14 protein-coding genes are annotated in these 13,537 nt (G+C 53.2%); 3 read left to right on the forward strand and 11 right to left on the reverse strand.

The window, feature by feature from the left end; translation table 11 throughout:
- Nucleotides 1-41: 41 nt before the first annotated feature.
- Complete coding sequence (dnaB, locus tag OGV94_RS13000; RefSeq protein ID WP_003826610.1) at nucleotides 42-1,457, reverse strand: replicative DNA helicase; 1,416 nt, start codon at nucleotides 1,455-1,457, stop codon at nucleotides 42-44.
- 64 nt (nucleotides 1,458-1,521) lie between these two features.
- On the opposite strand from dnaB, the gene OGV94_RS13005 reads away from it, so the two are divergent.
- Nucleotides 1,522-2,505 carry a quinone oxidoreductase gene (locus OGV94_RS13005; RefSeq protein ID WP_286523513.1) on the forward strand — a complete coding sequence of 328 codons (984 nt, stop codon included), beginning with the start codon at nucleotides 1,522-1,524 and terminating at the stop codon, nucleotides 2,503-2,505.
- A 302-nt stretch (nucleotides 2,506-2,807) separates the two neighbouring features.
- On the opposite strand, the gene pspG is transcribed toward OGV94_RS13005, so the two are convergent.
- From pspG to OGV94_RS13020, 3 genes are all read right to left on the reverse strand, one after another.
- Nucleotides 2,808-3,050, reverse strand: a complete 243-nt coding sequence (gene pspG, locus OGV94_RS13010; protein ID WP_003031713.1) for an envelope stress response protein PspG — start codon at nucleotides 3,048-3,050, stop codon at nucleotides 2,808-2,810.
- A 133-nt stretch (nucleotides 3,051-3,183) separates the two neighbouring features.
- On the reverse strand, nucleotides 3,184-4,182 hold the full coding sequence (dusA, locus tag OGV94_RS13015; protein WP_043018079.1) for a tRNA dihydrouridine(20/20a) synthase DusA: 999 nt from the start codon (nucleotides 4,180-4,182) through the stop codon (nucleotides 3,184-3,186).
- 106 nt (nucleotides 4,183-4,288) lie between these two features.
- On the reverse strand, nucleotides 4,289-4,777 hold the full coding sequence (locus tag OGV94_RS13020) for a cupin domain-containing protein (protein WP_043018078.1): 489 nt from the start codon (nucleotides 4,775-4,777) through the stop codon (nucleotides 4,289-4,291).
- A gap of 115 nt (nucleotides 4,778-4,892) precedes the next feature.
- Between OGV94_RS13020 and zur the strand changes: the two genes are divergently transcribed.
- A complete protein-coding gene (gene zur / locus OGV94_RS13025; protein ID WP_003031709.1) occupies nucleotides 4,893-5,411 on the forward strand; it encodes a zinc uptake transcriptional repressor Zur in 519 nt (172 codons plus the stop codon).
- A 48-nt stretch (nucleotides 5,412-5,459) separates the two neighbouring features.
- Here the strand turns inward: zur and OGV94_RS13030 are convergent, their stop codons facing one another.
- From OGV94_RS13030 to OGV94_RS13045, 4 genes are all read right to left on the reverse strand, one after another.
- Nucleotides 5,460-5,669, reverse strand: a complete 210-nt coding sequence (locus tag OGV94_RS13030; protein ID WP_003031706.1) for a CsbD family protein — start codon at nucleotides 5,667-5,669, stop codon at nucleotides 5,460-5,462.
- Nucleotides 5,670-5,805: 136 nt separating this feature from the next.
- Complete coding sequence (gene dinF / locus OGV94_RS13035) at nucleotides 5,806-7,125, reverse strand: MATE family efflux transporter DinF (protein ID WP_075145353.1); 1,320 nt, start codon at nucleotides 7,123-7,125, stop codon at nucleotides 5,806-5,808.
- Between the two features lie 132 nt (nucleotides 7,126-7,257).
- Nucleotides 7,258-7,866 carry a transcriptional repressor LexA gene (gene lexA, locus OGV94_RS13040; RefSeq protein WP_003826596.1) on the reverse strand — a complete coding sequence of 203 codons (609 nt, stop codon included), beginning with the start codon at nucleotides 7,864-7,866 and terminating at the stop codon, nucleotides 7,258-7,260.
- A 109-nt stretch (nucleotides 7,867-7,975) separates the two neighbouring features.
- Nucleotides 7,976-8,344 carry a diacylglycerol kinase gene (locus OGV94_RS13045; protein ID WP_003826594.1) on the reverse strand — a complete coding sequence of 123 codons (369 nt, stop codon included), beginning with the start codon at nucleotides 8,342-8,344 and terminating at the stop codon, nucleotides 7,976-7,978.
- A gap of 171 nt (nucleotides 8,345-8,515) precedes the next feature.
- On the opposite strand from OGV94_RS13045, the gene plsB reads away from it, so the two are divergent.
- Complete coding sequence (gene plsB, locus OGV94_RS13050; RefSeq protein ID WP_003826592.1) at nucleotides 8,516-10,936, forward strand: glycerol-3-phosphate 1-O-acyltransferase PlsB; 2,421 nt, start codon at nucleotides 8,516-8,518, stop codon at nucleotides 10,934-10,936.
- A gap of 60 nt (nucleotides 10,937-10,996) precedes the next feature.
- On the opposite strand, the gene ubiA is transcribed toward plsB, so the two are convergent.
- The 3 genes from ubiA to malM all read right to left on the reverse strand — a co-directional run bounded on the left by ubiA (nucleotide 10,997) and on the right by malM (nucleotide 13,508).
- Nucleotides 10,997-11,869, reverse strand: coding sequence for a 4-hydroxybenzoate octaprenyltransferase (gene ubiA / locus OGV94_RS13055; RefSeq protein ID WP_048227490.1), 873 nt, complete (start codon nucleotides 11,867-11,869; stop codon nucleotides 10,997-10,999).
- A 13-nt stretch (nucleotides 11,870-11,882) separates the two neighbouring features.
- Nucleotides 11,883-12,380 (reverse strand): chorismate lyase, encoded by a 498-nt coding sequence (gene ubiC, locus OGV94_RS13060; protein WP_075145355.1) that lies wholly within the window; start codon nucleotides 12,378-12,380, stop codon nucleotides 11,883-11,885.
- Between the two features lie 180 nt (nucleotides 12,381-12,560).
- A complete protein-coding gene (gene malM, locus OGV94_RS13065; protein ID WP_047407224.1) occupies nucleotides 12,561-13,508 on the reverse strand; it encodes a maltose operon protein MalM in 948 nt (315 codons plus the stop codon).
- Nucleotides 13,509-13,537 lie beyond the last annotated feature (29 nt).

Raw genomic sequence — 13,537 nt, forward strand, 5'->3', positions numbered from 1 at the left:
GGCGTAGTCAACGCATCTGCAGCATGAAGGATGACGGAGATTTATTCGTCGTCGTATTGTGGGCCCGCATAGTTATCGAAGCGCGACCACTGACCGTTAAACGTCAGGCGCACCGTACCGATCGGGCCGTTACGTTGCTTACCAATAATGATTTCCGCGATCCCTTTCAGGTCGCTGTTTTCGTGATAAACCTCATCACGATAAATAAACATGATTAAGTCGGCATCCTGCTCGATGGAGCCGGACTCACGCAGATCCGAGTTAACCGGGCGCTTGTCGGCGCGCTGTTCCAGAGAGCGGTTAAGCTGCGACAGCGCCACCACCGGCACATGCAGTTCTTTCGCTAACGCTTTCAGCGAGCGGGAGATTTCTGCAATTTCCAGCGTACGGTTGTCGGAGAGCGACGGCACACGCATCAGCTGCAGGTAGTCGATCATGATAAGTCCGATGCCGCCGTGTTCACGGGCGATACGACGAGCACGCGAGCGCACTTCCGTTGGCGTCAGGCCGGAGGAGTCATCAATATAGATGTTTCGTTTCTCCAGCAAAATACCCATTGTTCCGGAAATTCGCGCCCAGTCCTCATCATCCAGTTGACCAGTACGAATTTTGGTTTGGTCTACGCGTGAGAGCGAGGCCAGGGAACGCATCATGATCTGTTCTGAGGGCATTTCAAGACTGAAGATAAGAACCGGCTTATCCTGCAACATCGCCGCATTTTCGACGAGGTTCATTGCAAATGTCGTTTTACCCATCGACGGACGCGCGGCGACAATAATTAAGTCTGACGGCTGCAAACCAGCCGTCTTTTTATTAAGGTCGTCATAACCGGTGTTTACCCCGGTGACGCCGTCGTGCGGCTGCTGGAATAACTGCTCGATACGCGCGACGGTTGCGTCGAGCACATCGGTGATATTTTTCGGCCCTTCGTCTTTGTTGGCGCGGCTTTCTGCAATTTTAAAGACGCGGGATTCCGCAAGGTCCAGCAGATCTTCACTGGAACGGCCTTGTGGATCAAACCCAGCTTCCGCGATTTCATTCGCGACCGAAATCATGTCACGAACCACGGCACGTTCGCGGACGATATCAGCATAAGCGCTAATATTCGCCGCACTTGGCGTATTTTTAGATAACTCAGCCAGATAAGCAAAACCGCCGACGCTGTCCAGTTGCCCCTGAACCTCCAGCGATTCAGCGAGCGTGATCAGATCGATGGGTTTTCCCATCTCCTGCAGGCGATGCATTTCCGTGAAGATATGCCGGTGCGGTCGGGTATAAAAATCCTCCGCCACCACACGCTCGGCGACATCGTCCCAGCGTTCGTTATCCAGCATTAAACCGCCCAACACCGACTGTTCCGCTTCAATCGAGTGCGGCGGTACTTTCAGCCCGGCGACCTGGGGATCGCGCTCACGAGCATCAGTCTGTTGTTTGTTGAAGGGTTTATTTCCTGCCATAGTGAATGGAGTTACCGAGATAATGATTGGGTCGAAAGATTACCACATTTCTTTTGGAGGAAGCATGGCAACACGTATTGAATTTCACAAGCATGGTGGCCCTGATGTACTCAAGGCTGTGGAGTTTACGCCCGTAGACCCGGCGGAAAACGAAATCCAGGTCGAGAACAAAGCGATTGGGATCAACTATATCGACACCTACATCCGCAGTGGTCTTTATCCACCGCCTTCTCTGCCCAGCGGTCTGGGAACCGAAGCCGCAGGCGTGGTCAGCAAAGTCGGTAGCAACGTGACGCACATTAAAGCCGGCGATCGCGTGGTTTACGCTCAGTCCCCCCTGGGCGCCTACAGCTCAGTGCATAACGTTCCGGCTGATAAAGCCGCCATCCTGCCTAACGCTATCTCGTTTGAACAAGCCGCCGCCTCATTTCTTAAAGGGCTTACCGTATTTTATCTGTTACGTAAAACCTATGAAATTCAGCCTGATGAACCGTTTTTGTTCCATGCTGCTGCGGGCGGCGTCGGTATGATTGCCTGCCAGTGGGCAAAAGCATTAGGTGCGAAGCTGATTGGAACCGTCGGCAGTGCGCAAAAAGCGCAAATTGCGCTGCAGGCCGGCGCATGGCAGGTCATTAACTATCGTGAAGAGAGCATTGCTGAGCGAGTAAAAGAGATAACTGGCGGAAAAAAAGTGCGGGTGGTGTATGACTCGGTGGGGAAAGATACCTGGGAAGCCTCGTTGGATTGTCTGCAGCGCCGCGGACTGATGGTCAGTTTTGGCAACGCGTCCGGACCAGTGACCGGTGTAAATTTAGGGATTCTGAATCAGAAAGGTTCGCTGTACGTGACCCGTCCCTCTCTGCAGGGTTACATCACCAACCACAACGAATTAACCGAAGCCAGTAATGAGCTTTTCTCATTGATTGCCAGTGGGGTAATAAAAGTGGATGTCGCACCTGGTCAGACATTTGCGCTGCACGACGCAAAGCGTGCCCATGAAGTGCTGGAAAGTCGCGCCACGCAGGGATCGAGTTTACTCATTCCGTAACGCCATCACTTTCCCCTAAATAATTTAAGCTCCAGGACGGCGGCAATTGAGTGAATCCCCAGGAGCTTACTGGAGTAAGTGACTGGGGTGAATGAAAGCAGCCAACACACCTGGAGTTTGAATTATGACGAGGAAAGAAAGAATTAGGGCTTCCCGCAGGAAGCCCTTTCTTTTTTTAGTTCGGCTGTATGTAGGGTACAGCTCGATGAATTCGTTAACCTGGCAATAGTGACAGATTTGATAATCAATTCCTATTTGGTTCTAAAGGCAATGTTGCAGGTTGTGACGCACCGCTCAATACCTTAGTAAAATCGGCGGTTATTGCGCTGATACTGTGGGACTTTTGGCGCTTTTATCGCCTTAATAACCCACACCACGGCAACGGCCAGCAGCAGCCAGGGAAGCAGTTTAATCATCAAGGCAAATAGTCCGCCTAAAAACATCACTGCCGTAGCTACCACCAATGCGGCCAACACCCCCAGCAAAGATACGCCGGTGACCATCAGCATGATAAAAAATCCAATCACAAAAAGTAGTTCCAGCATGGCTCTCTCCCGAAATGAAGTACTCTCCATAGCTTTACAAGAAACATGCCAAAATTAATATGTTGATTTATAAAGAAAACGCCCCGCGACAAAGTGCAGGGCGTGGTGAAATTAACTAACTTTTGGCGAAAACTTAACGCTTGTCAGCGACCAGCTTCAGCGCATGTTCCAGAACGTTAATATCTGCCCCAGCTTTATGCGCATTTTCGCTCAGATAGCGACGCCACTGACGGGCCCCTGGAATCCCCTGAAACAGCCCCAGCATATGGCGCGTCACATGCCCCAGATAGGTTCCCTTACTCAGTTCACGCTCAATGTACGGGTACATGGCGCGCACCACGGCAACCGGATCGGCATCTTCGGTGGTGGCAGCAAAAATCTCACGGTCAACGGACGCCAGAATACCTGGGTTTTGGTAAGCCTCACGCCCCACCATCACGCCATCCATATGTTGCAGATGAATTTTTGCTTCTTCCAGCGATTTAATGCCGCCGTTGATCGACATCGTCAGATGCGGGAAATCACGCTTTAGCTGATAAACGCGGTCGTAATCCAGCGGTGGGATCTCGCGGTTTTCTTTCGGGCTTAACCCGGATAGCCAGGCCTTGCGGGCGTGAATAATAAACATCTCACATTCGCCGTTGCCAGATACCGTGTTGATGAAATTGCACAGGAATTCGTAGCTGTCCTGATCATCAATACCAATACGCGTTTTCACCGTAACCGGAATCGACACCACGTCGCGCATTGCTTTGACGCAATCGGCGACCAGTTGTGCATTCCCCATCAGACAGGCGCCAAACATGCCATTCTGTACGCGGTCGGAAGGACAACCCACGTTGAGGTTAATTTCGTCATAGCCCCGCTGTTCAGCGAGCTTCGCACACTGCGCCAGCGCTGCCGGATCGCTCCCACCCAATTGTAATGCTACTGGGTGCTCTTCTTCGCTATACGCCAGATAATCGCCTTTACCATGAATGATCGCGCCGGTGGTTACCATCTCCGTATAGAGCAGCGTCTGGCTGGACAGTAAACGCAAAAAGTAGCGACAGTGTCTGTCCGTCCAGTCGAGCATCGGCGCGATAGAAAAACGATGAGCGGGAAAAGCGGTAGACTGAGATTCAGGCAGCATGGCGAATATTCAAGCATCCGGTTAAAAAAGGGGCGCTACTATAGCATAGACCGTTACGATAGTGAGCCACATCCTCGCGGTTATCCCTCCGTAGCCCCCACGCGCGCTATTTACGCCCGGGTTTTCCGTCATGAGAGCCAAAAAACTGCGGCGGATGGTCGACCCAGCGATCCTCGCGCGTAGCCGCATAGACAGGGTTAAGCGGGTAATATATGCGGTTATGTTTTTTATTCGCTTCACCTACGACCAGCAGACGCACCTCTTCACTGGTGTTATTGATAAAGGTGTGACACACGCCGGTGCCCGCCGGGAAACCAACGCTGTCGCCCGGTTCCAGCTTCCATAAATAACCGTTAATCCAGGCCTCAGGATATCCTTCCAGCACATAGATAAACTCTTCCTCATCGCTTTCAGCGTGCGGGTACGACGTGCGCCGCCCCGGCGGCAGGCGTTCATGATGAATACCGAGCCGCCCTAACCCGAGCTTGCGGGCAAGCGGCGCGCCAATCGAAAACAACTCATTGCTGTCGGGATAAGTGGCGTCATCAGCCCCCTCAACTTCTCGCCAGTGGCGAATACAATCGGGTCTTTTCATGTTTATTTTCCAGTATTGCGATGCGTCAGGTATAGCACACCACGGTGGATCTCGGCGTTTTAAGCAGAACATGTTAAAGTAAGGGATTAACCTTCCACGCAAATCGAGGCGCCAAATGGACAAAACCACTACGCAGGAGTTATTGGCTCAAGCTGAAAAACTCTGTGCGCAACGCAACGTGCGACTTACGCCACAACGCCTCGAAGTGCTGCGCCTGATGAGCCTGCAGGAAGGCGCAATTAGCGCCTATGACCTGCTTGACCTGCTGCGGGAAACCGAGCCACAGGCGAAACCGCCGACCGTGTATCGTGCGCTCGACTTTCTGCTGGAACAAGGGTTTGTGCATAAGGTGGAATCCACCAACAGCTATGTGCTTTGCCACCTGTTCGATCAGCCAACCCACAGTTCCGCAATGTTCATTTGCGATCGCTGTGGCGTGGTAAAAGAAGAGTGTGCGGAAGGCGTGGAAGACATCATGCATACGCTGGCGGCAAAAATGGGCTTTGCCCTGCGGCATAACGTTATTGAAGCCCACGGGCTGTGCCCGGCCTGTGTGGAGGTTGAGTCATGCCGTCATCCTGGCGAATGCCAGCATGACCATACGATTCAGGTGAAGAAGAAAGTTGGGCGCTAGATAAGGGGGAGAGCGTACATCCTTGTACTCTCAGGAGGGAGGGGTTAATTACCAGCGGTAATCATTACGTTTTTCCCAATCATTAACTTCTTTTTCCGCCTGATCTTTCGCGTAACCGTAACGCTCCTGGACTTTACCGACCAGTTGGTCACGTTTACCTTCAATGACCGTCATATCATCATCGGTCAGTTTGCCCCATTGCTCTTTCACTTTACCTTTAAACTGCTTCCAGTTGCCGCCGACTTCGTCTTTATTCATCATCAAGTCCTCATCGTTAGGTTGTGAATAGCGAGAGTGCCATGTCCAGACACATGCTGTTTTTGCTGGACGTGAGAATAAGTGTAGTCAGGGATTCTGGGTTTTATTTACTATTCGGAATTTTTAACCATCCTGCTCAGGCGAACCAGGTTCCATTACGCCAGTGGCGTCGCCAGATAATGGCCAGTGAAAGCCCACGCAACGTGAGGAAAACGCTTAATGCCAGCCACAAACCATGATTTCCAAGCCACGGTAAAGCGAGCAGCGTTAATGCGAATCCCACTGCGGCAACGGCCATACTGTTACGCATTTCTGCAGCCCGCGTCGCGCCAATAAACATCCCGTCGAGCAGATAACACCACACCCCCACCAGCGGCAAAACCACCTGCCAGAAGAGATAGCGATCGGCCAGCAGTTGGATCTGCGGCAGCGAGGTCAGCAGCGCCACAATCTGCTCGCCAAACAGGGCATAAACCAGCGAAAACAAAATAGCCACAATACCGGACTGTCGACAGGCCGCCCGCCAGACGTCCAGCAACTGGCTACCATCTCGCGCCCCATAGGCCTGACCCGAATGCGCTTCCACGGCATAGGCAAATCCGTCCAGCGCGTAGGCGGTAAAAGTCAGCAAGGTCATCAGAACGGCATTAACCGCAATGATATCGCCTCCCAGACGCGCACCCAGCACCGTGATAGCGCCAAAACAGAGTTGTAGCAGCAGCGAGCGCAGCATGATGTCGCGGTTGAGCGCCAACAAACGACGGAAGTTGCCACGCCACGCCTGCTTCAGCATTGCCAGTGAAATGCCACGCATATGCAGGACTTTACGTACCATCATCAGGCCAATCAGCAGGGTGGCATATTCGGCAATCACCGTCGCCAGCGCCGCTCCCTGCACGTTCATATGCAGGCCCATCACCAGCCATAAATCGAGTACGATGTTGAGAATATTACCGACGATCAACAGGATAACCGGCGCACGCGCATACTGAACGCCAAGCAGCCAGCCGAGCAGCACCAGATTCGCCAGAGACGCGGGTGCGCTTAACCAGCGAATTTCCAGGAAACGTCGGGCCTGCTCCAGTACCGCTTCACTTCCCCCGACAATATGCAGAGCCAGATCGATAATCGGTGTACGAAACAGTGCGATAAGCAGCCCCGCTCCCAGCGCCAGCATTAGCGGCTGCACCAGCGCGCGCGCCAGCGCCTGCGGATTTTTCGCGCCAAATGCCTGCGCGGTAAGACCTGTGGTACTCATGCGCAGGAAAAGCAGCAACATAAAGAGAAAACTGGTCGCCGTGGCGCCAACCGCAACGCCGCCAAGATAGACTGGGCTATCCAGATGACCAATCACAGCGGTATCCACCAGTCCCAGCAGGGGAACGGTGATATTGGAAAAGATCATCGGTAAGGCAAGGTGCCAGAGTGCTTTATCAGAAGAGGTAAAGAAAGGCATACAGGAGAGCCTGGAAGAAGTTAGAGGTACTGAAAAAAATGTTGTCCATGCCCAACAAGCGCAGCGCCATCGGGCACGTTGCCGGATGGCGACATAAACGTCTTATCCGGCCTACAGGGCATTAACAGAAAATTACAGCCATTCACCGTTACGAATAACGCCTACCGCCAGTCCTTCGATAGTGAAGTTTTGCTCACGCAGGTCGACAACGATGGGTTTAAATTCGCTGTTTTCTGGCAAGAGTTCAACCTTGTTGCCCTGTTTTTTCAGGCGCTTAACGGTGACTTCGTCATCGATACGGGCAACAACGACCTGACCGTTACGCACGTCCTGTGTTTTATGCACAGCGAGTAAATCACCGTCCATAATACCGATATCTTTCATCGACATACCACTAACGCGCAGCAGAAAATCGGCGTTCGGTTTGAACAGTGAAGGATCGACCTGGTAGTGGCCTTCGATGTGCTGCTGCGCCAGCAGTGGCTCACCTGCAGCCACACGCCCAACAAGCGGTAACCCTTCTTCTTCTTCCTGCAGCAGTCGAATACCGCGCGATGCACCGGATACAATTTCCAGCACCCCTTTACGCGCCAGCGCTTTCAGATGTTCTTCAGCAGCGTTTGGGGAACGGAACCCCAAACGCTGCGCGATCTCCGCACGCGTCGGTGGCATACCTGTCTGGCTGATGTGATCCCTAATGAGATCAAACACCTCTTGCTGCCTGGCCGTTAACGCTTTCATTCCGCCCCCTGGGTGTATATACAGTTATGCTGTGAGTATATACAGCTAAAGGTGATTTTGGAACCGCAAACTGCACAAAAAACAGGAGATTTATGCAGTTGTGGAATCTTTATCGCAAATGCGACCACAACAGGATGCCCCAGGTGATCAGAGCGACAAAAATAGACAGCAATACCGCCGCCGACCCCATATCTTTTGCCCGACCGGAAAGTTCGTGATACTCAGAGCCAATACGGTCAACCACCGCCTCAATCGCACTGTTGAGGATTTCAACGATCATCACCAGCATCACGGACCCAATCAACAGCACGCGGGTAATCGCATCGACGTCCAGCCAGCAGGCGATGGCTACGCCCAACAGGACGGCAACGCTTTCCTGACGGAATGCCGCCTCATTGATCCATGCGGCGCGAAAACCTTTCCAGGAATAGCCTGCAGCTTTGATAATTCGGGTGAATCCAGTGGTATTATTGGCCATCAAAAAGAACCTTTTTACATTATTAGCGTCAATGTCATTGTAACGTTACCCCGTTTGTTTCAGGGTGTGGCAAAGCAGCGCGAAGTATGACGGGATACCACAGAAATTAACTAAACTTTCTGATATCCTTGCAGCGCATTTGCATTATTAACCAGAGGCTTTACATCGTTTATGTCCGGCTGGCCACGAATTTACTACAAATTACTGAATTTACCATTAAGCGTCCTGGTAAAAAGCAAGTCTATTCCGGCAGAACCTGCCCCGGAATTGGGACTCGATACTTCTCGTCCCATTATGTACGTCTTACCGTACAATTCAAAAGCAGACTTGCTGACGCTGCGTGCCCAATGTCTGGTGCACGATCTCCCCGATCCCCTGGAACCGCTGGAGATAGACGGAACTCTGCTGCCGCGCTACGTGTTTATTCACGGCGGCCCGCGTGTGTTCACCTATTACACGCCGAAAGAAGAGTCCATCAAGCTGTTCCATAACTATCTCGATCTGCATCGCAGCAATCCAGACCTGGATGTGCAGATGGTGCCGGTTTCGGTGATGTTTGGCCGTGCGCCAGGGCGTGAAAAAGGCGAAGTCAATCCGCCGCTGCGCATGCTGAACGGTGTACAGAAATTCTTTGCTGTGTCCTGGCTGGGACGCGACAGTTTTGTTCGCTTCTCCCCGTCAGTCTCCCTGCGTCGCATGGCGGATGAACACGGTACGGATAAGATCATTGCTCAGAAGCTGGCTCGCGTGGCGCGCATGCACTTTGCTCGTCAGCGTCTGGCCGCAGTTGGCCCGCGCCTCCCTGCCCGCCAGGACCTGTTTAATAAGCTGCTGGCCTCAAAAGCTATCGCTCGCGCGGTAGAAGACGAAGCGCGCAGTAAAAAAATCTCCCACGAAAAAGCGCAGCAAAACGCCATTGCGCTGATGGAAGAGATTGCCGCCAACTTCTCCTACGAGATGATCCGTCTGACCGACCGTATTCTGGGCTTTACCTGGAACCGGCTGTATCAGGGGATTAACGTTCACAATGCGGAGCGTGTCCGTCAACTGGCGCACGATGGGCACGAAATCGTGTATGTCCCGTGCCACCGCAGCCATATGGACTATATGCTGCTGTCGTACGTTCTGTACCACCAGGGTCTGGTTCCGCCGCACATCGCTGCCGGTATCAACCTGAACTTCTGGCCAGCGGGTCCGATTTTCCGCCGTCTGGGCGCATTCTTTATTCGTCGCACCTTCAAGGGTAACAAGCTCTATTCCACCGTTTTCCGCGAATACCTGGGCGAACTGTTCAGCCGCGGCTACTCGGTTGAGTATTTTGTCGAAGGTGGCCGTTCACGTACCGGTCGTTTGCTCGACCCGAAAACCGGCACGCTGTCGATGACTATTCAGGCGATGCTGCGTGGCGGAACGCGTCCGATTACCCTCGTACCGATCTACATCGGCTATGAGCACGTAATGGAAGTAGGCACCTACGCCAAAGAGCTGCGTGGCGCGACGAAAGAAAAAGAGAGTCTGCCGCAAATGCTGCGTGGCTTAAGCAAGCTGCGTAATCTGGGTCAGGGCTATGTCAACTTTGGTGAACCAATGCCGTTGATGACTTACCTTAACCAGCACGTGCCGGAGTGGCGTGAATCGATTGATCCTATCGAGTCTATCCGCCCGGCCTGGCTGACGCCGACGGTGAATAACATTGCCGCCGATCTAATGGTGCGCATTAACAACGCAGGCGCGGCCAACGCCATGAACCTGTGCTGTACTGCGTTACTGGCTTCCCGCCAGCGCTCTCTGACCCGTGAACAGCTGACCGAGCAGCTTGACTGCTATCTCAGCCTGCTACGCAATGTGCCGTACGCGGCAGATGCTACAGTTCCTGCGCAGAGCGCCAGTGAATTGATCGATCACGCCTTACAGATGAACAAGTTTGAGGTCGAGAAAGACACCATCGGCGACATCATCATTTTGCCGCGCGAGCAGGCGGTATTGATGACCTACTACCGCAACAACATTGCGCATATGCTGGTTCTGCCTTCGTTGATGGCAGCCATCGTGACTCAGCATCGTCGTATTTCACGCGCCGCGCTACAGCAGCATATTGATGCGCTGTATCCGATGCTGAAAGCGGAGCTGTTCTTACGCTGGGAGCGTGATGAACTTGCCGGAGTGATTGACGAACTGGCCAGCGAAATGCAGCGCCAGGGACTTATCACCCTGACCGATGACGAACTGCATATCAATCCGGCCCGCTCCCGTACGCTACAGCTGCTGGCGGCAGGCGCTCGCGAGACGTTGCAACGCTACGCCATTACCTTCTGGTTGCTGAGCGCCAATCCGTCGATCAACCGTGGTACGCTGGAGAAAGAGAGCCGCACCGTGGCGCAACGCCTCTCCGTGCTGCACGGCATTAACGCGCCGGAATTCTTCGATAAAGCCGTGTTCAGCTCCCTGGTGCTGACGCTGCGTGACGAGGGATTCATCAGCGACACCGGAGATGCCGAACCGGAAGAGACGATGAAGATCTATCAGATGCTGGCCGAACTGGTCACGTCAGATGTGCGTCTGACCATCGAGAGCGCTACACAAGGCGAGTAAGCATAAAAAAACCGGTCGGAATGAACTGACCGGTTTTTTATTTTGCAGACTAGACCAAACTCAAAAATGCCAGTAGCTCATCGCCAGTCCTAAGAACAACACCAGACCGACGTAATTATTATTCATAAACGCTTTAAAACAGGCATCACGTTCGCGATTGACGATCAGTTTCTGCTGATAGACAAACAGCGCGCCCGCCACCAGCAGAGACCAGTAATAACCCAGCCCTAACCCGTTTAGCCACCCCACCAGCGCCATCAACACCAGCACGCCAACCTGCAAAACACCAATAATCAGCTTGTCGTTCTTACCAAACAGAATCGCGGTCGATTTAATGCCTATCTTCAGGTCATCATCCCGGTCAACCATGGCATATTGCGTATCATAGGCCACTGCCCAGAGGATATTGGCGAGGAACATCAGCCAGCAGCTCAGCGGTACGGATTCGCTCACGGCGGCAAACGCCATCGGGATCGACCAGCCAAACGCCGCCCCCAGCACCACCTGCGGCAGATGCGTATAGCGCTTCATAAAGGGGTAAACCCACGCCAATGCTAACGCCGCAACGGATAACAATATGGTCATCGTGTTGAGTGTTAAAACCAACAGGAAGGCCAGCAGCACCAATACGACGAACAACGTTCGGGCTTCTTTCTCGGTTACGGCCCCGCTCGGCAGCGGTCGATTCGCGGTGCGTTTAACGTGTCCGTCAAATTTCCTGTCGGCATAATCATTCACCACGCATCCGGCGGCGCGCATTAACCATACTCCGGCAACAAAAACTGCCAGGATCCACAGTTGCGGCATGCCCGGGGTCGCCACCCACAATGCCCACAGCGTAGGCCAGAGCAGTAGTAAGGCGCCGATTGGCTTATCCGTACGCATCAAGCGGTGAAACGCCAACAGCTTATTCTGCGTCAGACTCCACTCCATCTTTATCTTCCTCTCAGTACAACGGCGATGCAGGCAGAAAAAGCTCGGTAAGCATCAGCGGCTTACCGCTCAGCCGCAGGCGGGAACGACGCCCCCACAGCGCTGCATCGCGGCCAATCTCAATAAAATCTCGGGTCAATGTTGATGACGTAAACAGGTAGCGTCCGAGCGGGGTTTTCCCCAGGTTTTGTAAGGCCAGTTCAGGACCGCACAAGGTTGATTCAGGCACTACGGTCCGTCCGGCAAGCCAGGGTTCACCATCCGCGCATAACAGGATTTCACGTAACCAATAGCGGGGCTCTTCAGGCAGCAGCAGCAGCTCTTCAGACACCTCATTTTGCCCAACGAATTCTTCGCGAATCAACGTGACGGTGACCTGTTTTCCCTGCTGCTCAAAACGTTTAGTCATGGAATCTTCCAGTAACAACCAGTCGAGCAGTTGGGCGTCCAGCGCCGGGATCGCATCAAAATAACGCAGCGCACGCAGTTGCGTTAACGCAGGGTGTGGCATGCCTTACTCTCCGATTTATAACCTGAAGGCATTGTATCGCAGAAAAGGCATTACGGGGTGAGCAAACACAATTAAGTGATCGGTAGGGCAACATAAGTGTAACAATTAGCACCGAAGGATAAAAAAAGGTGCGCCAGGAGACGCACCAGTTGTTGCAAAATCAACAATGTGGGGAGATGTTTACCCCTTGCCTTTTACACTGCTGATAAAGGTGGATCGGGCAGATTTGGATCCCAGACGTTCAGCTTCATCAAGCAGCTTCAGCGCTTTATCGACATCGCCTTTCGCAACTGCATCCTTAATGCCCTGATTAAAATAGCTTTCCGTGTCGTTCAGCATCGGCTCACTTTTCTTCACCGGCTGCGGCGCAGGTGCGGCAACTGCTGCTGCCGGAGCTGCATAAGCCACCGCTGGTGCGGCGGTATTACCAACCGTAACCGGACCTGGGCCGGACGAGCCAAACAGCGGCCCGACCAGAACGCTGGAGGAGGAGCTGGTTTTGACTTTCAGTTTCAGCAGGCCGTCGGTGGTATGACGAGCGATCGGGTCAGGGATATCCGGAATCGCGTTACCTACCCCCTTGGCATAGGCTTTTGCCGGGTCAAGCAGAGTCGTGGTCTGCTGGAGATCTTTATCAGTAGTAAAGACCAGAACATAAAGTTTTTGCTGGCCCAGCGCAGGCGTCAGACGCATGACCCCTTCCAGGCGATCGGCACTCATCACGCCGGGCTCCTGGTAGGTGAAATAGCTGCTGGGGAAGAACGCAGATGGCGTCATGTTTTGGTCAAGAATTAAGACGTTTGGCGCAAATACGCTGGTTTGTTTGTTGACCTCACTGGACAGCGTCAGGGTCAGTTCGCCAATGTTCGCCGGCACGCTATAGGCCGCGACCGGGCCGGTAATACCCGCGATATCAAGACGCTGGCCCGCTGTCGCAAGCTGTGTCGATTGGGTTTTGGATTGATCAACCGGCGTCCAGGTCAACTGTTGCAGCGCGGCAGTGGGGATTGTTGGGGCCGCGGTGGTGTTCTGCGGAACAATATTAACATCGGCCAGGCTGATGCCAGGCGCGCTGGCAAATAACCCTGCAGATAAACAAAGGGCAACGAGACTTTTCTTCATTTTCATTGTTATCACCTCAGATAGCATGGGTTCAG

Source organism: Citrobacter sp. Ce006 (genome assembly GCF_030336535.1).
Classification (GTDB): domain Bacteria; phylum Pseudomonadota; class Gammaproteobacteria; order Enterobacterales; family Enterobacteriaceae; genus Citrobacter; species Citrobacter europaeus.